The 18,002-nt window shown below is 45.6% G+C and carries 15 protein-coding genes; 5 read left to right on the top strand and 10 right to left on the bottom strand.

Annotated elements, in window-relative coordinates:
- Positions 1-154 precede the first annotated feature (154 nt).
- The 6 genes from CWC03_RS21765 to fabR all read right to left on the bottom strand — a co-directional run bounded on the left by CWC03_RS21765 (position 155) and on the right by fabR (position 6,471).
- Positions 155-748 (bottom strand): hypothetical protein, encoded by a 594-nt coding sequence (locus CWC03_RS21765; protein WP_138583637.1) that lies wholly within the window; start codon positions 746-748, stop codon positions 155-157.
- An 87-nt stretch (positions 749-835) separates the two neighbouring features.
- Complete coding sequence (leuD, locus tag CWC03_RS21760; protein WP_138583636.1) at positions 836-1,435, bottom strand: 3-isopropylmalate dehydratase small subunit; 600 nt, start codon at positions 1,433-1,435, stop codon at positions 836-838.
- Positions 1,432-2,835 (bottom strand): 3-isopropylmalate dehydratase large subunit, encoded by a 1,404-nt coding sequence (gene leuC, locus CWC03_RS21755; protein WP_138523705.1) that lies wholly within the window; start codon positions 2,833-2,835, stop codon positions 1,432-1,434. The genes leuD and leuC overlap by 4 nt, the downstream gene beginning before the upstream one ends.
- Before the next feature lie 15 nt (positions 2,836-2,850).
- The gene (gene leuB, locus CWC03_RS21750) at positions 2,851-3,927 is read right to left on the bottom strand and encodes a 3-isopropylmalate dehydrogenase (RefSeq protein ID WP_138583635.1); all 1,077 of its coding nucleotides are present in this window, start codon (positions 3,925-3,927) and stop codon (positions 2,851-2,853) included.
- The gene (gene leuA / locus CWC03_RS21745) at positions 3,924-5,471 is read right to left on the bottom strand and encodes a 2-isopropylmalate synthase (protein ID WP_095728646.1); all 1,548 of its coding nucleotides are present in this window, start codon (positions 5,469-5,471) and stop codon (positions 3,924-3,926) included. The genes leuB and leuA overlap by 4 nt, the downstream gene beginning before the upstream one ends.
- Before the next feature lie 376 nt (positions 5,472-5,847).
- A complete protein-coding gene (fabR, locus tag CWC03_RS21740) occupies positions 5,848-6,471 on the bottom strand; it encodes an HTH-type transcriptional repressor FabR (protein ID WP_010374371.1) in 624 nt (207 codons plus the stop codon).
- Positions 6,472-6,596: 125 nt separating this feature from the next.
- Between fabR and CWC03_RS21735 the strand changes: the two genes are divergently transcribed.
- Together CWC03_RS21735 and sthA are read left to right on the top strand one after the other, a co-directional pair.
- Positions 6,597-7,724: an acyl-CoA desaturase gene (locus CWC03_RS21735; RefSeq protein WP_010374369.1), complete on the top strand. Its 1,128-nt coding sequence runs from the start codon at positions 6,597-6,599 to the stop codon at positions 7,722-7,724.
- Between the two features lie 35 nt (positions 7,725-7,759).
- Complete coding sequence (gene sthA, locus CWC03_RS21730) at positions 7,760-9,196, top strand: Si-specific NAD(P)(+) transhydrogenase (protein WP_128725664.1); 1,437 nt, start codon at positions 7,760-7,762, stop codon at positions 9,194-9,196.
- A gap of 50 nt (positions 9,197-9,246) precedes the next feature.
- Here the strand turns inward: sthA and CWC03_RS21725 are convergent, their stop codons facing one another.
- Together CWC03_RS21725 and CWC03_RS21720 are read right to left on the bottom strand one after the other, a co-directional pair.
- On the bottom strand, positions 9,247-10,488 hold the full coding sequence (locus CWC03_RS21725) for a porin family protein (protein WP_138583634.1): 1,242 nt from the start codon (positions 10,486-10,488) through the stop codon (positions 9,247-9,249).
- The gene (locus CWC03_RS21720) at positions 10,469-11,116 is read right to left on the bottom strand and encodes a methylamine utilization protein (RefSeq protein ID WP_138583633.1); all 648 of its coding nucleotides are present in this window, start codon (positions 11,114-11,116) and stop codon (positions 10,469-10,471) included. Before CWC03_RS21720 ends, CWC03_RS21725 begins: the two co-directional genes overlap by 20 nt.
- A gap of 201 nt (positions 11,117-11,317) precedes the next feature.
- Between CWC03_RS21720 and CWC03_RS21715 the strand changes: the two genes are divergently transcribed.
- Positions 11,318-13,351, top strand: a complete 2,034-nt coding sequence (locus CWC03_RS21715) for a glycoside hydrolase family 97 protein (protein ID WP_171040300.1) — start codon at positions 11,318-11,320, stop codon at positions 13,349-13,351.
- A 55-nt stretch (positions 13,352-13,406) separates the two neighbouring features.
- Here CWC03_RS21715 and CWC03_RS21710 read toward each other — a convergent pair whose 3' ends face one another.
- Positions 13,407-14,819 carry a glycosyl hydrolase family 18 protein gene (locus tag CWC03_RS21710; RefSeq protein WP_138583631.1) on the bottom strand — a complete coding sequence of 471 codons (1,413 nt, stop codon included), beginning with the start codon at positions 14,817-14,819 and terminating at the stop codon, positions 13,407-13,409.
- 272 nt (positions 14,820-15,091) lie between these two features.
- On the opposite strand from CWC03_RS21710, the gene CWC03_RS21705 reads away from it, so the two are divergent.
- Positions 15,092-15,745, top strand: a complete 654-nt coding sequence (locus CWC03_RS21705; protein ID WP_138583630.1) for an XRE family transcriptional regulator — start codon at positions 15,092-15,094, stop codon at positions 15,743-15,745.
- Between the two features lie 33 nt (positions 15,746-15,778).
- Here CWC03_RS21705 and CWC03_RS21700 read toward each other — a convergent pair whose 3' ends face one another.
- Complete coding sequence (locus tag CWC03_RS21700; protein ID WP_138583629.1) at positions 15,779-16,951, bottom strand: MFS transporter; 1,173 nt, start codon at positions 16,949-16,951, stop codon at positions 15,779-15,781.
- A gap of 79 nt (positions 16,952-17,030) precedes the next feature.
- Between CWC03_RS21700 and CWC03_RS21695 the strand changes: the two genes are divergently transcribed.
- Positions 17,031-17,843, top strand: a complete 813-nt coding sequence (locus CWC03_RS21695) for an AraC family transcriptional regulator (RefSeq protein ID WP_138583628.1) — start codon at positions 17,031-17,033, stop codon at positions 17,841-17,843.
- The last annotated feature ends 159 nt before the right edge of the window (positions 17,844-18,002 follow it).

The raw sequence follows: 18,002 nt of genomic DNA, 5'->3' as shown, positions 1-18,002 counted from the left end.
ATTATACCAGTTGTATTAAGTAAATGATCTATCTTGAAGCGGGAAAATAGCTTTAGTAGCAAGGCAAAAATTTTGCTATTTGGTTGTTCTAAATCAGAAATTTTTAACGAAGCTAATATGCTATTTCACCCTTCAAATTGATTAGAGAATTAATTCAATTGGTATCGTATCCCCAAGGTGCTGCTGGTGCGGTTACCGGTTTTGTTAAATCAAAGTCCACTCGGAACTCTCGCCCTTCACGCACTAAACGATAGGTAAACTGCTCTGGATAGATATACATCTGCCATGTATTTCCGACTGACTGTGGGATCCCTTGCTGGACAAATAACTGTTTTGAGTATTCATCAGCCGGGAACGACTGCACGGTATTAAATCCCGCATCTAGGGTATGACCACCATACATAGTAGAAATATCGTCGCTGCCATCTTCATGACGGTGATCGTGCTTTAAGCTCAAACCACTCCCTGTTTTGGTGATGATCCAAGTTCTTGAAGCATCTTTTCCTACATGAAATGGGACTTGAAGCTCAGCGTCGCCACATTTACGAACGTGCATCACAAGACGCGCATCGCTAAAGCTGCTTGGACCTTGATTATCTACCGTTACTTTACCTTCGTAGGCTTTGCCACAGTGCGCTTTAATAGCGTCAAAAAATGCATCATGACTTGGGATGGAAACCAGCGGGGCAGGACGCGCGAAGGCTGCGCAGCTTAAGGTCGCGAGTAACGCTAAAGTTAAATTTTTCATTGGAGACACCTAAAACAAATAAAGCCAGAGCTTAATCAGCTTCTGGCTTTGAGGCAAAATTATTCGACCAAATTGAGTAAACAGCTATTATTGCCAAGGCCTTATCGTAGCAAGCTGCTGCTCAAAGGCATCAATTTGGGCATTCAATAATTCAGTCTCACCGATAAAGTCAAGACCACTCAAGAGGCGTGCTTTGATGTCTTCTCGCACCTCAAAGTCAATTGGTGCAATACCCGCTCCGCTGATCTGCTGCGCTTCTAGATCAATACTCAAATGCACTTGAGGTTGTTGCTCACATGCGTCGAAGAGCGTATCTAACGTGCTGGCTGGTAACGCAATGCAAAGCATTTGGTTATTACCACAATTGTTAAAAAAGATATCGGCAAAGCTCTCGGCTAAGATCACGGTAAAACCATATTGTTTTAGTGCCCAAGGGGCATGCTCACGAGACGAGCCACAACCAAAGTTGTCACGGGTTAACAAGATTGACGCGCCCTGATATTGTCGATAGTTAAGCACAAAGTCCGGATCTGGCTGGCCATCTTCAAGATAGCGCCAATCATAAAACAACGCTTTATCAAATCCATCGCGGCTGGTTGAAGTTAAAAACTGCTTGGGAATAATTTGGTCTGTATCAACATTGTTTTTGTCTAGTGGCGCAACTAGGCCCTTGTGAAACTCGCTCATGACGCCTCTCCTCGAATATCAGTAAAGTGACCTGCAATTGCCGCTGCGGCAGCCATTGCTGGACTCACCAAATGTGTACGACCGCCTCGCCCTTGGCGCCCTTCAAAGTTACGGTTTGAGGTCGATGCACAGCGTTTTTCTGCACCAAGGCGATCATCGTTCATTGCCAAGCACATAGAGCAGCCCGGTTCGCGCCACTCAAATCCCGCAGCTTTGAAAATATCGGCTAAGCCCTCTTGTTCGGCTTGCTGCTTTACTAATCCAGATCCCGGGACGATAAGCGCTTCAACGCCTGCTGCTACGCGCTTGCCCGCCACCACTTGTGCCGCTGCACGTAAATCTTCAATACGGCTATTGGTGCAAGAGCCAATAAATACGGTGTCGACTTTGGCATCGCTTAGCCTTTGCCCTGCTGTGAGGCCCATATATTTCAGCGCACTGCGCATCGCATCCGCTTTGACTAAATTAGGTTCATCGTCAGGGTTAGGTACTAGATCATTAATCCCAATGACTTGCTCTGGGCTTGTCCCCCAGGTTACTTGAGGTTGCACACTGTCAGCATCCAGCTCCACAACACGATCAAATTCAGCATCTGCGTCGCTATGCAGGGTTTTCCAGTAGTGCACCGCAGCGTCAAAGTCTTCGCCTTGAGGTGCAAATGGGCGACCACGTAAATACGCAAAGGTTTTCTCATCAGGTGCGATCAAGCCAGCTTTCGCCCCCATTTCAATACTCATATTACAGAGCGTCATCCGCGCTTCCATCGACAGCGCTTCGATCCCCGTCCCACAAAACTCAGCCACATAGCCAGTGCCACCAGCTGTGCCTAATTGCCCAATCACAGCGAGGATCAAGTCTTTTGCAGTCACGGTCGGGCGCAATACGCCATTCACTTGAATTTTTAACGATTTGGCTTTTTTCTGTTGTAATGTTTGCGTGGCCAGCACGTGTTCAACCTCTGATGTACCAATACCGTGAGCCAGCGCACCAAATGCACCATGCGTTGAGGTATGGCTATCGCCACATACAATCGTTGTACCCGGCAAAGTGATCCCTTGCTCAGGTCCCATTACGTGCACTATACCTTGGTTAATCGAATTTAAATCGTAAAGTACAATGCCGAACTCTTCACAGTTTTGTGCCAACGCTTGTAGCTGGTTTTTGCTCACCTCACTGGCTGCATCAATCGAACGGCTCTTGGTCGAGACATTATGATCCATTGTCGCAAAGGTTTTTTCTGGACATCTTACCGGACGATTCTGCTCTCTTAATCCCGCAAACGCCTGCGGTGAAGTGACTTCATGTACTAGATGACGGTCAATGTACAAGAGATCGGTTTGCTCGTTTAATTTAGCAACCACATGAGATTGCCAAATTTTATCGTATAATGTTTTTGCCACTTGCTCTTACCTTTATTAAACCCTGTCGACGATCGCTTGCGCGACATCCATAGTAGTAAACCCTGCTTGAGGATAGATATCCGGTGTACCTACACCATCTTTCACCGCCTCTGCTACTGCCTTTTCAATTGCGCGTGCCGCTTCGTCTTGCCCCAATGAATAACGTAGCATCAGCGCGGCACTTAAGATTTGTGCGATTGGGTTTGCCACCCCTTTACCGGCGATATCTGGTGCTGAGCCGCCCGCTGGCTCATATAAGCCAAAACCCGATTGGTTTAGACTTGCCGATGGTAACAACCCCATGGAACCGGTGATCATTGCACATTCATCAGAAAGGATGTCACCGAACAGGTTGTCGCACAGTAAGACATCAAACTGGCTTGGTTGCTTTACCAACTGCATCGCAGCGTTGTCGATATAGATGTGATCAAGCGTCACGTCTGGGTATTCTTTTGCGACTTCATTGACCACTTCACGCCACAGTACACTGGTTGCCAGCACGTTGGCTTTGTCTACAGACGTCACATGATTGCTTCTAAGTCTCGCGGCATCAAAAGCAAAGCGAGCGATACGTTCGATTTCTTTGCGCGAATAGGTTTGCGTATCAAACGCCGCCTCGCTTTCGCCTTCACCTTGGCGACCTTTTTCGCCAAAATAAATCCCGCCAGTAAGCTCACGGACGCATAAAATATCAAAACCTTGCTGGCTAATGTCACTGCGTAGTGGAGAGGCTGCGCTCAATGCGGGTAATAGCTGCGCAGGACGCAAATTACAAAAAAGCTGGAAGTGCTTTCTAAGCGGTAATAAAGATGCCCGCTCTGGTTGCTCATTTGGCGGTAAGTGCTCCCATTTAGGCCCACCCACAGAGCCAAATAGAATCGCATCAGCGGCTTCACATGCGGCCAATGTCGCCGCGGGTAAGGCTTCACCAAATTGGTCTATGGCCGCACCACCAATCGCTTGTGGTGATTTTTCTAAAGCAAAGTTGAACTTAGTCGCCACTTTATCTAATACCAGCTCAGCGGCTTGCATCACTTCTGGACCAATTCCATCTCCAGCTAGTACTGCGATTTTGTAGTTTGTTTGACTCATCCTGCTTTCCTTTGTTGTTTTAGGCTAGACACTTTTTGTGCTCTATCAATTAGGTTATATACTCGGATCATGGCTCTCACTGACGCTTCGACAATGTCGGCTGCAAGTCCCACACCGTGATATTGCTTACCATCAAATTTAGCAATAATATCGACTTGGCCCAGTGAGCTTGCTCCTTTACCCGTCGCATCAAGGTTATATTCCACCACTTCCACCGCCATGCCAGTGATACGCTCGATAGCTACAAACGCCGCTTCTACAGGACCGTTGCCGGTTGCCGCTTCTTGCTTAAGCTCACCATTCAAGGCAATCCCCACAGTCGCGCTCGCGATAGATTGAGAGTTAGAAGATGCATTAACGAACTGTAATTGGTAGCGCTCGTCTTTATCTTTGATTTGGTTGAAATAAATCATCGCTTCAAGGTCATAGTCGTAAACCGTGCCCTTTTGATCGGCTAACGCCAAGAAGCTTTCATACAGGCTATCCATATCGTAATCCGATTTCTGATAGCCAAGCTCGGTAAGACGATGCTCGATAACATGTCGGCCAGAGCGTGAAGTCATATTTAACTGATTACTCGGCACGCCAACGGTTTCTGGTGCCATGATTTCATAGGTATTTTGTGCTTTTAAGACGCCGTCTTGGTGAATACCCGAGCTATGTGCAAAGGCATTTTCACCCACAATTGCCTTGTTTGGCTGCACCGGCATATTGCAGATTTTAGCAACTTGGCGCGACGCGCGATAAATCTCTTCGCTACGAATATCGGTATGTACTTTTAGGTGGTCTTGGCGCATCTTCATGATCATCGCCACTTCTTCTAGTGAGCAGTTACCAGCACGCTCACCAATACCATTGATAGTACATTCGATTTGTCTTGCACCGGCTTGTACCGCCGCGATTGAGTTTGCCACCGCAAGTCCTAAATCATTGTGACAATGGACGCTTAGTCTGGCTTTGTCGATGTTAGGCACATTATTACGAATATGGTAAATCATCGCTGCATACTCGTCTGGCGTGACGTAACCTACGGTATCAGGCAAGTTAATCGTAGATGCACCGGCATTAATTGCCGCTTCGACAATACGACACAGATCAGCGTGTGGCGTACGGCCAGCATCTTCACATGAAAACTCAACATCATCAGTGTACTTTCTGGCTTGAGAAATGGCCTTAATCGCCATGTTAGTCGCATCATCTAGACTCATTCTTAACTTATGCTCTAGGTGCAGAGGACTGGTTGCAATAAAAGTGTGAATGCGACGCTGCTCAGCGCCTTTAAGGGCTTCACCACACGCGTCGATATCTTTACTAACCGCACGCGCAAGGCCACAAATCGCTGGACCTTTTACCTCGGCAGCAATGCGTTGTACCGCACGAAAATCAGCCGGACTTGATACTGGAAAACCCACTTCCATGACATCCACATTGAGACGACTAATGGTATGCGCCAGCTGTATTTTATCTTCTTCTGTTAAGCTGGCTTTTAACGCCTGCTCACCGTCCCTTAATGTTGTATCGAAAATCCAGACTTTATCTTGCATACCCTTATCCTCAGCCAAAAAAAACCCCGCAAGTGCGGGGTGTCTACAGTAAATGTCGCTCAATTCGCGCAATTACACCCCACCCCTCTGGTTTACCAGTAGGAGGTTAAGGAGGAGTGAAATACGCGCAGTCATTTTCATTGAGCTAAGTGTTCCTGTTGATGAATTGGTTATGTTTTAACATGCTTCAAAAGCGACAATCAAGCATAAATTATCCCAAAAATAGAGTTCAAACCTCAATTTATTGGCAGTTTAAATTAAAAAAATACCAAATTTAGAAAATATATTTCAAGATTAGGAGTGAACACAGATAGGATATGAAATGAGCAGGATAATTTTGAATTTTAATTACCAATAAAAAAATAGCCAATTTAGGCTATTTTTTTATTGGTTCTGGATGTTTTGCATAACCAGAGGCACCTTTTGCGATATACCGCAACTGCCACTTCAAACGCTCGGTCAGTTCAGCGCGTTGAGGGGGGTCTTGATCCAAAGCCTCAGCACCAGAGCTAAATACTAAGGTAACCATTGCTTCAGCTTGCATGTGGGCGTGATGGGTATCTACTCCCGTTTCTGTTTCAAGGTAATGAGCAAGCTCTAAGATAAAATGTTTGATTTCTCTAGCTACGGCGGCACGAAACGCAGGGGAAGTACCCGAACGTTCACGCAGTAATAAACGAAATTGGTTGCTCGACTGCTCAATAAATTCCATAAAGGTGTGCACAGAAGTATTGATCACGCTACCACCTTTAGCGATGCGACGCCTTGCTTGGCGCATTAATTGTCGCAAGGTTAAACCCGCTTCATCTACCATAGTCAGCCCGAGCTCGTTCATATCCTTAAAATGACGATAAAAAGAAGTAGGTGCGATACCCGCCTCTCTTGCGACTTCACGCAGGCTTAAATTCGAGAAACTATGCTCAGCACTTAGTTGATTAAATGCCGCTTCGATAAGCGCTTGACGGGTCTTCTGTTTTTGTTGGGCGCGTACACCAGCCATGGACTTTCCCCAATTCGCTTCGAAAAATAAGAACAATAAACCGCAGTCTAAACCTTGACGCAGCAAGAATGAAATACTATTTTAGCGTACAGTTGTACGCTGAAATTAGATTTTGAGATTAATTGATGAAAAAACCACCCATTTTATGGACCAATGTGCTGTTCTTTAGCTTGTCGTTTTTAGCTGCGATCACTTTGGTGCCTTGGTATGGCTTTGAATACGGCTATACCACCAGCCACTGGGTAGCTTTTGTTGCCTGTATGTTTTACGCCGGTCTGTCGATCACCGCTGGATATCACCGCTTATGGGCGCATAAAGCCTATGACGCCCATCCTGTGATTCAAGTTATTTTTGCGTTGGGTGGCGCATTCGCGTTACAAAACAGTATATTACATTGGAGTAGCGATCACCGTGTGCACCACGGCCAAGTCGATGACCCAGTAAAAGATCCGTACGCCGCAACACGAGGCTTCTGGTATAGCCATATCGGTTGGATGCTAAGAGATTATCAAGGCGAGACTTACGGTGATTATAATAACGCCAGGGACTTACAACGTAACCCTATCGTGATGTGGCAACACAAGCACTATATGAAATTGGTGTTACTTACAAATATCGGCATCCCGTTAGTGCTAGGTTTATTACTCGGAAATGTGTTTGGTATGTTGTTACTTGCAGGCGTACTCAGACTCGTACTCAGTCAACATTTTACTTTCTTTATCAATTCACTGGCGCACATTTGGGGTAGTCGTCCTTACACCGAAAAAAATACCGCGCGAGACAATGGCTTGCTAGCTCTATTCACTTATGGTGAAGGCTATCATAACTTCCATCATATTTTTGCGAGCGACTACCGTAATGGTATTCGCTGGTATCACTATGACCCAACTAAATGGCTGATCCGTACTTTTGCAGCACTGGGCCTTGCCAGTAAGCTAAAACGCACCCCGGTTGAACGCATTGAAAAAGCTAAGGCGGAGACCTTATTGAATAAGACTAAAGTCAGTCTCGCAAAATTGCCTTTAGCGCAAGATAAGCTTACATTGTTACAACAAGAGTATGATTTACTTCTTAAAAAGCTTCAAAACTACTGTACTGTGCAGAAACAGGTACTCGAAGCGAAGAAAGAAGCAGTACTTGCACAGTGCGAACATTCCGCACTGATGCAACAATATAAAGAGCTAGAACAAGCTTGGGAAAGCCAAAAACAAGCTTGGATTGCACTAAATTCGAGGCTACTGAAAACGGCATAATGTTCAGCGGCCTCAATAACTAAAGGGGTGAGGCCGTGAGCAAAAAAGCTGTAGAAAAAACCGAAACTGTTCCACAATCCTATCAATACGATGCCATTATTATAGGCACCGGACCTGGCGGCGAAGGCGCCGCCATGAACCTCTCTAAAAGTGGTAAGAAAGTCGCGGTTATCGAACGCCAGCATGCAGTTGGCGGTGGCTGCGTGCACTGGGGCACCATTCCCTCAAAAGCGCTTCGCCATTCTGTCAGTCGTTTAATTGAGTATAAAGCGAATCCACTTTATCGTTTTACTGAGCGCCCGCAGCGCCATACCTTTCAAGATATTTTGCACCATGCTAGTGATGTGATCTCAAAACAGTCAACATTACGTTCTAGCTTTTATGGTCGTAACCGCATTCACTTGTTTCAAGGCGATGCCAGCTTCGTTGACGCAAATACGGTACAAATCATCCATCAAGATGGTTCACAAGAGCTACTCACTGCCAAAACCATTGTAATAGCCACAGGCTCGCGCCCATACCGCCCACCAGGCGTTGATTTTAACCATCCTCGCGTCTACGACAGCGACACTATTTTAAGCCTTGAGCATAATCCTCAGCGCGTATTGATATACGGCGCAGGGGTCATAGGCTGTGAATATGCCTCAATCTTTAAAGGACTGGGCGCAAAGGTGGACCTTATCAACACCCGAGACCGCTTATTGGCCTTCATGGATGCCGAGATCTCTGACGCACTCAGTTACCATTTTTGGAATAATGGTATTGTTATTCGCCATAACGAAGAGTTTGCGAAAGTAGAGACTCATGACAAAGGGGTTATTGTGCATCTACAGTCTGGCAAGAAAGTACGCGCAGACTGCATTTTATGGGCCAATGGCCGCTCCGGTAATACCGAAACACTCAACCTTGCAAGTGTAGGTCTAAAGGCTGATAGCCGCGGCCAGCTTAAAGTCAACGAACACTACCAAACTGAAGTGGATAATATTTTCGCAGTAGGAGATGTGATTGGCTATCCAAGCCTAGCAAGCGCAGCGTTCGATCAAGGGCGTATTGCCGCCAATGCGATTGTGCATGGAGCCTGTGATGATCGTTTGATCACTGATATCCCTACCGGCATTTACACCATTCCAGAAATGAGCTCTGTTGGTAAAACCGAGCAAGAACTCACCGCTGCGCGCATTCCCTATGAAGTGGGCCGTGCCCAGTTTAAACATTTGGCTCGTGCACAGATCACAGGCACTGAAGTCGGTAGCTTGAAAATATTGTTCCATGCAGAAACCAAAGAGATATTAGGTATTCACTGCTTTGGAGAACGTGCATCCGAGATCATCCATATCGGCCAAGCCATTATGGAACAAAAAGGAACGGGTAATAATATCGAGTACTTTATCAATACTACCTTTAACTATCCAACAATGGCCGAAGCCTATCGCGTTGCAGCATTAAACGGTATTAATCGCCTACTGGATTAACGCATCGTATGGCATGGATAAGCGTGACACCTTGGGTGTCACGCTTATTGCTATAAATTAAAACGATACTCCGCGCTGAGTCGCCACACATTATCGCTTTGCTTAGGCTTTCCGTTAAAGGCCTCGCGATTTACAACTGTGGTTTTCAGATTCAAAAATTCACCGCCCACCAACCAATTACTATTAATTTGATATTTCACTGTAGCGGTAAGTGCATAGCCATCACTTTGGTTTGGGTCGAACTGCCAATCATCTTTGTCGATGACTTTGAACTGCTCCCCCCGCATGGAAAAGCGCCACTCATCGCGCTGGTGTGTGAGTAGCAAAAACCAACTATTAAAGTCATTATCAACGCCGCGATTGACACCCATTGCGGTATTACCCAGCATGCCTTGCGCGAGTATATGCGTCTGCGGTGTTAACTTGTAACGCCAAGCTGCACTAATAAATTTAGTGTCCCACGCATACTGACTGGTTCGGTAGTTGATCTTACTTGGATCGCCATTATTATCGTACCAATAGACATTGATCTCACTGCGGTTTGAAAAGTCGCGATGATACCCAAGATAATAACCAAATCGGCCATCAACTTCAGAAAACGGTTCAACATGCTGTGCTTGATGTTGTAGCTGCGGTGTGTTCAACGACTCTGCCGCAGCAAAGGGGAGACTTTCGTTAAACACCGACTGCCTATCATGCACGGTAAAACCTCGCCACGCGAGTAAAGTACCAGCCGGATCATTCCCCTTAAAAACACCAAACACACCTTTGAATCCCTGACCGCGGCTACGACGCGTCTGCGGCTGCTCAATCGCGACTTCACCTCCAAATACTCGCACTTCCTCACCTATCCAAGCGTTAATGGCCGAATACTGGTATGTATAGGGTGATGACCAGCCAATATCTGGGTTCTCAATAGAAAACTTCGGATAAAAGCCGCCCGCTCGAACAATAAAGCGGCGACCATTTTTAGGCAGTGTTCGATACTGCAAATACAGTTCTGTAAAGCCGAGCTTGTCATCTGGGTCTGGCACATACTGTGTTACCCCGTGCAAAGACCAAGCGCTGGCAAAATCTACACGCCAATCAATAGCGCCTCGACTAAGCGTAATATCTGACTCCCCTTTCCCAAAACGCGTAACGCCCCATCCAGGCTGATACCAAGCTTTACGATTATCATCATGCTGCCAAGTCGTTTGCAGTTGCCCTTGCCCAGAAACCTCGACGGCACCTGCTTGCCCTATCGCGAATAATGCCAGAGCGGCGCTCAGCTTAGTAATCATCGAAGCCATCGGAGAAATCCTGAAGTGGAGCAACCAGTGTTTGCTTAATTTGATAGGTAATTACTTGAGTGTTGTTCACGACGGAGAGCGGATACTGTTCTATTTTGTCTATATTTTCGAATCTTTCATGCCATACATTCAGCTTTAGTCCGCTGGCTTGCTGAGCACCTAGGTCGATTGATACTTTGCCGCTGCTATCCGTTACCGCAAATAATGGGCTATCTACAACCACAATATAACCCAGCATCCAATCGTGAATATTACAGCCAAGCTCAACCACACCGGTTTGATCAAATAATACTTGTTTCGGGTCATCGCGATACAACTTAAGCTCGAACGGCTTTGCAGCAGAGAACGAATAGACGTGATGGAGAATGGGATCTAAATTTGGAAACGAGACTTGGGTGCCAGCTTGCACCATCAAAATATGGGGCACAAACGCTTTATCCTTTTGCTCCATCTTATAATCTAGCATCGTTCTTTTGTTATCAAAGCCTTCTCCTTGCAACCACACTGCAGCATTCGCGAGCGGCTGTTTATCAGCATCGACTATTTGCACTTCAAGGGCATTGACTAGACCGGCTTGTAGCATTGCCATCACAACAGCAATACGCCCAAAAATTGTTAGGTTTAGCATAAGCAGTTCAACCTATCCTTATTATTTTTCTTAGCTTGTCTACACTAGACCGAGCGGAATAATTATTACATTCATCGCATTTACAGCATGAATACGTATGCAACTTTTACGTGAACGTTAGCATACAACAGTAAGCTTAGCTTATGTGCAAAAGAACACGAATTTTCGTGCCGACAACAAGAAGGAAAAACTATGCGCCCCATGTCACTTTCCCTGATCGGATTAAGCTTGTTTACGACTACGAGCTTTGCCGCATCTTTAGCTGTGAGTTCGCCAGATGGCAAAATCACTTTTACCTTGAGTGATGATAATAGCCAGCCCACCTACCAAGTCAGCTTTAACGACAAAACCATTATTCAACCGTCTAAACTTGGTTTTGATTTCGCAACAGCTGCATCGATGCGCGATGGCTTAAGTATCACCACACATCAGCGTAATAGCGTTGATAGCAGTTGGCAACAGCCTTGGGGTGAAGCCCGAGTGATCCAAGATAAGCACAATGAGCTTGCTGTCACCTTTGCTAAGCAGACAGACAAGTCGCCGCAATATACTGTGCGTGTAAAAGTATTTGATGACGGTGTCGGCTTTCGCTATGAGGTTGCTCAAAATCAAGCGCTTTATATCACCAGAGAATTAACCGAATTCGCCTTTGCACAAAGTGATAAAAGTACCGCGTGGTGGATCCCTGCTCGTGGCTGGAATCGCTATGAATATGTATACAACACCACACCACTGCACGATGCCCCACATGTGCACACCCCATTTACCTTAAAGAATCAAGACGGGGTTCATATCAGTGTCCATGAAGCGGCCCTAATTGACTATGCGGGTATGACCTTAAACCAGCGTCGCCCAGGAACATTTGTTGCCGATCTAACACCTTGGTCAGATGGCGTTGCTGTCAAAACCAATGGTAAGTTCAATACACCTTGGCGCACCCTACAAATAGGCGATGAAGCCACCGACTTGTTGAACTCCCACCTTATTTTAAACCTCAACGAACCAAATAAGCTCGGTGATGTATCTTGGGTTGAGCCAGGTAAATACATCGGCATTTGGTGGGGTATGCACATCAACAAAAATACCTGGGGCAGCGGCGAGAAGCATGGAGCGACTACAGGGCGTACTAAAGAATATTTGAGCTTTGCCGCTGACAATGGCTTTGATGGAGTATTAGTTGAAGGTTGGAACATCGGCTGGGATGGCGACTGGTTCTTCAACGGTGATGTCTTTAGCTTTACCGACGCCTATGCTGACTTTAATATTGATGAAGTAGCTAAGCACGGAGAAAGAGTAGGTGCACGCCTAATTGGTCATCACGAGACTTCAGGTAACGTCAGCAACTATCGCAATCAAATGGAGGCGGCTTTCGCACTCTACGAAAAAGCAGGCGTTCGCCAAGTTAAAACCGGTTACGTAGCCGATGGTGGCAACATCAAACGCATTGATGCCAAGGGCAATGCCAGATTCGAATGGCACGACGGTCAATTTATGGCAAATGAGTACTTAGACAACGTCAAACTCGCGGCTAAACACAAGATCAGTATCAATACACATGAACCAATCAAAGATACCGGCCTGCGTCGTACCTATCCAAACTGGATCGCGAGAGAAGGTGCAAGAGGGCAAGAGTTCAACGCATGGGGCACGCCACCAAACCCACCGGAGCATGTACCAATGCTTGCCTTTACCCGCATGTTAGCAGGCCCTATGGACTTTACTCCAGGTATTTTTGACATGGGCTTCAATGGCCTTGGTGATAAAACCAACCGCCCACAAACCACCCTCGCCAAACAATTAGCGCTTTACGTTGTACTTTATAGTCCAATTCAAATGGCGGCCGATTTGCCAGAAAATTACTTAGCAAAGCCAGATGCTTTTCAGTTTATTAAAGACGTACCCACCGACTGGGAACACAGTATCGCACTTGCAGGAGAAGTGGGTGACTATGTTGTCTTTGCCAGAAAAGAGCGCAAGCATAAACAATATAGTGGTAACGATTGGTTCTTGGGCGCAGTAACTGACGAGGAAGCGAGAGAAATTCCTGTTACTTTAGATTTCCTTGAGCCCGGCAAGACTTTTGAAGCGCAAATCTACGCGGACGGTGATAAAGCCGAATGGAAACAAAACCCGTATGAAATGAATATTTACCGTAAAAAGGTAACCAGTGCCGACAAGCTGACATTAAAACTGGCTGCTGGCGGCGGTGTTGCTATTCGTTTCAAAGCGCTATAACCAAAGAGTGGTCACCCTATGTAGGGTGGCCACCGTTCTAAATTATCACTGAGCGTTACTGACATTGATAGCTTGGTGTTACGCCATTAGCAACTTCCCATTTCGCTGTTAATAGCGACGCAGGGCCATTACTGTCATGGGATAGCTCCCAATTCATAATGCCACCGGCATTGAGCTTAGCGTACTGCGTTTTTGCGCGGATCGTTGGAATACCATTGTAGTAGCTGCTACCATCACTATCGCGACAGGCATTGGCAGGGTTCTCTTGTAGTAAGGTGCGATACGCTTTCCAAGTAGGTCTTGCATAAAATGGTACGCCTAATACGGTTTTTTCTTTACTGAGCCCACGGCCTTGCCAGTAAGCTATTGAGTCTTTGGCGTATTGCATAGACGCATGATCAGTATTGTTCGCGTCGTACGCCATCAAATTTAAAAAGTCGATATCTTGGAATACAGATTCCAACACACCACCACCGGTATAGCCAAGCGCCACCACGGCTGCCGTCAAGAATTTACCTCTGGCGCGTAACTCAACGCTTAGTTCCTTCATCAGTAATGCATAGTTATTTGCTGAAGCACCGGGATCTGGATACTCCCAATCCATATCAACGCCATCTAGATTATGCTGCTCTACAAACGCAATAACCTCTTGCACGAAACGGGCTCTGCCTTGCTGTGAGCTGGCGAATGTCTCGAATGCACTATCGTCCCCCCCGTTCCAGCCACCAATGGCAATTCCCACTTTCACATTATTAGCATGAGCCGAATTTACTAGCGCTGTCATTTTGCTTAAATTTTCAAGCGGTCTCAGTGTGCCATCTGCATTGGGTAGTAAAAATGAGTAATTGATATGGGTGAGTTTATCAAACTGAATATCACTCACTGCACCCTGCCAACTTGGGAAGTAGCCGACAATTTTAAAATTAGGATCCCCAGGAGGAACCTCGTCAGACACGACACTGAAGTTCACCGCACTCGATTCACCTCGTGCCCCAGACACATCAGTTGCATAGACAGTTAATGCGCGATTACCTAGCCCCTGCGCTTGCCACATCACCTCATAAGGCGCACTATTATCAGAGGCGACCAGCGTGCCATCGAGATAGAATTCAACACTGTCGATTGCCGTGTTTTGCGGATGACTTACTGCCGCCGCTAGGCTAACTGATGAACCCACTAGCACTCGTGCGTTACTGCTTGGGGAAGTGACCGAAACTTGAGGTAATGGCGTTACAAGATCACAACTGCCATTGGCTTGCCAGACATCATAAGTATTGGAGTTTTGCGCTGGGTTTTGGTTTTGTGTCCACCATTTCGCTGTGTATTTAGTTGATTGATAAGTGACAGCGTCGCCACCTGTATATACTTGCTGTGATTGCCATTGCGTTAAGTTGCTACAGTCAACCGCCAGTGCAACTTCCATCGCGCCCAAGAGCGGAAGTGCAATTAATAAATTTGTATATTTCATTTCCTTTTTCCATGTTGTATGTCGGCTAAAGCAAGTTGTGCCGAGTTTAAATAAATGTTAGCTTGCAACTCTAGCCTACCAGCATGAACAAATTTCGTACAATGCAACTCACTACGACCTTAGTCTAATGAAATAACCCCTCTGTTTAGGCCATTATCCGTCCTCGATTATGCTCGTTTATAAAATGTCCAACTAGTGCAGCGAGACTGTACAGATAAGGCTTAGCTCAGTATGCTTGCGGGTTTAGGCGCTATAAAGAGAATAATTAAGAGATGAGTACGGCATTTTCAAGACGATTTGTAACCTTAGTCGATCAATTTGCAGGCGGCAATAAGCGCCAATTTGCCCAGCTAACAGGTAAATCCCCTTCCCATATTTACCGTATTTGTCGCGGCTTAAGTCGCCCTTCAATGATATATCTTGAGCACCTTTATAGCCTATTTGCAGTTGATCTGAACTGGTTACTTACCGGTGAGCAACCCATAGATAAACCACAAGGTCAGTTTAAGGATGAGCTTACCCTCATACCTAAACTTGATATTGAGGCTAGTGCAGGTATGGGTAGTGTAATTGGTCATGAGGAAGTCACCGAGCAATTTGCACTCAACCGTCGTTGGCTAAACTCCCATCTTGGCGTGTATTCAGAGAAGCTCGCCTTTGTCTCTATCCGTGGTGATAGTATGCAGCCCACGTTGCTAGACGGCGACATGGTACTCGTTGACCTTTCACAGAATCAACCCAGTAAAGATGCGGTTTATATCGTTCAAACGGAAGAGGGTCTCATGGCTAAGCGAGTGCAACAAAAGCACAGTCAACTCAAAGTGATTAGTGATAACCCTGATTACCCGAGCTGGGAGATCACCGCTGATAATGCCGACAGTCACGGCATTGCAGGGCGTGTGGTTTGGTGTGGTCGCAGTATCTAAACTGCAATGTCACTTTCGTGTGATGCTCTAGCATCACACTGATTTAGCCAGCTTTTCCTGCACATTTGCTGTATTCACAAATTGGCTCAACACCAATGAGCACACTGCAAGCGCAGCACCAAAGTAAAATACTAAGGATTGATCGTATAGCCACACTAAGCCAAAGCTTGCAGGGATCACTACTGCTGCAATATGGTTAATGGTAAAGCTAACCCCAGCTGTTGCTGCAATGTCTTCTGGACGAGCAATTTTTTGAAAATAAGTTTTGAGTGCAATAGCCATCGCAAAAAACAGATGGTCGATGACATAAAGCGCGGCTGCAAAGCTTGCTGACTCTACCAATGCGTAACCAATAAATACAAAAATTAGTCCCACATATTCGATTGTCAGGGTCTTACGCTCACCAATATGCCCAATCATTTTACCAATCTTGGGAGCGACAAATATGTTTATCAAATGATTCAACATGTAAAGCGCGGTGATCTGTGCAACATCAAAACCAAACTTTTCTACCATTAAGAAACCCGCAAACACCATAAATATTTGTCTTCTCGCGCCTGAGAAGAAAATCAAGGCGTAATATAGGCTGTACTCTTTTCTCAAAATAAGCTTTTTATGTTGCGTAGTATGCATTTCAAAGGTTGGAAAGCCGATAAACATAAATAGCGCAATGATAAAGCCAACCCCTCCAATAAGCAGATACATCCACTGATAATCTGCAGAGAAGTAGCTAAAACCCAGCCATATCAACGCATAGGTGATTAAAGAAGCAATGGATTTAATAGAGAGCAAGATACCCAGTTTGGCAGGTGCTTCATCTTTATTGAACCATTGTAAACTGAGTGATTGATTCAGTGTCTCAAAATAGTGAAAACCTATCGACATTAACACTGTGGTTGCATACAAACCATAAATAGTAGGCAACAAGCCTGTAATGGCGACGCCAAGCGATAGCAAACATAAACTGATCAGTGCAAAGGTCTGCTCCTTTAACACCAATAAAACAAATACCGCTGTAAACGCTAAAAACCCGGGGATCTCACGCAGAGATTGCAACATTCCCATATTAGCGCCATTGAAGTTTGCGGCTTCAATCGCAAAGTTATTGAGCATGGCCATCCAGCCAGCGAACGTAACAGCCATAACAATGGTAGCGAGCACTAAGAAATTAAAAGGACTTTGCCATCCTTGAGAAGCATTCTTCATGATTATCTCCACATAAAGCACAACTATTAAAAGTTATGGCTATAATATGGCCACACATTAATTTCTGATATACATAATTATGCCAAGTTCTTTATCAAAGCAGACAACTTCTCCTTGGCGTATTCAGCCTAAATATAAACGCTTCTTAAAACCAACACTTGGCCGACCAATCTTGCCAAGAGCGGTAAAAAAAGCAGAGTGGGAGCATGTTCAACGGCACCTACATGATTGGGGGCAGCTTGCATATACAAGCAATGGAGTCATCACAATTGTGACTCCTGAAGGCACTTTCGTGATCCCTCCAGACCAAGCTTTGTGGCTACCTCCGGGCCTTCCACATGAAACGTATTGTCGCTACGGTGGAGATTTTCGTAGTGTCTATATCGACAATAAATACACTGAGTTGCTAGGGAATAAAGCAAAGCTAATCGCGGTAGATGAACTTTTGAAACAATTTATACTAGAGATCTGTACTTGGCAGGAAGAGTACCGCTTAGATGAAAAAACAGAGCGATTTATTACGGTCTTTATTGACAGGTTAACATCGGCTGTAACTTGCCATTTTTTTATTCCAAGTGCCCAAGACGCAAGAATTTTGCCCATTGTGACGGAGTTGCACAATAACCCAGGATGCAAAATAAGTTTGGCAACATGGAGTGCACAGGTCGGCGCATCAACCCGGACGCTAAACCGCCTGTTTCATAAATGCTTTATGATGGGATTCAGTGATTGGCGCCAAAAATTAAGAGCTATCAAAGCGATTGAGCTGTTGAAAGATGGATACTCTCAGCAACAAGCAGCTGAATATCTTGGTTTTGAGTCTACCGCCGCATTTAGCAATGCGTTTAAAAAAGTCTTTGGTAAACCGCCGGGACAGTACATTAAAAAGTAAGGTAATTTGGGATCAATAACTACTTTCCCGCCGAATATTATGAATGCATAAATCGGTGGATAAACCACCTCCGACCACACGGCTCAGTGCTGATGCTGCGGTAGGAGCGAGTTTACCTCGCGAGGTTTGTAAACCTCCCAAATCTCTATGCCCCAAACA

Source organism: Pseudoalteromonas sp. S2755 (assembly GCF_005886535.1).
Classification (GTDB): domain Bacteria; phylum Pseudomonadota; class Gammaproteobacteria; order Enterobacterales; family Alteromonadaceae; genus Pseudoalteromonas.
The sequence above is the reverse complement of the archived record's forward strand: the minus strand, read 5'-3'. Positions and strand labels throughout refer to the sequence as shown.

Coding starts and splice junctions, on each gene's coding strand:
- CWC03_RS21765 (WP_138583637.1), bottom strand. CDS start 748: ATGAAAAATTTAACTTTAGCGTTACTCGCGACCTTAAGCTGCGCAGCC.
- leuD (WP_138583636.1), bottom strand. CDS start 1,435: ATGAGCGAGTTTCACAAGGGCCTAGTTGCGCCACTAGACAAAAACAAT.
- leuB (WP_138583635.1), bottom strand. CDS start 3,927: ATGAGTCAAACAAACTACAAAATCGCAGTACTAGCTGGAGATGGAATT.
- leuA (WP_095728646.1), bottom strand. CDS start 5,471: ATGCAAGATAAAGTCTGGATTTTCGATACAACATTAAGGGACGGTGAG.
- fabR (WP_010374371.1), bottom strand. CDS start 6,471: ATGGCTGGTGTACGCGCCCAACAAAAACAGAAGACCCGTCAAGCGCTT.
- CWC03_RS21735 (WP_010374369.1), top strand. CDS start 6,597: ATGAAAAAACCACCCATTTTATGGACCAATGTGCTGTTCTTTAGCTTG.
- CWC03_RS21725 (WP_138583634.1), bottom strand. CDS start 10,488: ATGGCTTCGATGATTACTAAGCTGAGCGCCGCTCTGGCATTATTCGCG.
- CWC03_RS21720 (WP_138583633.1), bottom strand. CDS start 11,116: ATGCTAAACCTAACAATTTTTGGGCGTATTGCTGTTGTGATGGCAATG.
- CWC03_RS21715 (WP_171040300.1), top strand. CDS start 11,318: ATGTCACTTTCCCTGATCGGATTAAGCTTGTTTACGACTACGAGCTTT.
- CWC03_RS21710 (WP_138583631.1), bottom strand. CDS start 14,819: ATGAAATATACAAATTTATTAATTGCACTTCCGCTCTTGGGCGCGATG.
- CWC03_RS21705 (WP_138583630.1), top strand. CDS start 15,092: ATGAGTACGGCATTTTCAAGACGATTTGTAACCTTAGTCGATCAATTT.
- CWC03_RS21700 (WP_138583629.1), bottom strand. CDS start 16,951: ATGAAGAATGCTTCTCAAGGATGGCAAAGTCCTTTTAATTTCTTAGTG.
- CWC03_RS21695 (WP_138583628.1), top strand. CDS start 17,031: ATGCCAAGTTCTTTATCAAAGCAGACAACTTCTCCTTGGCGTATTCAG.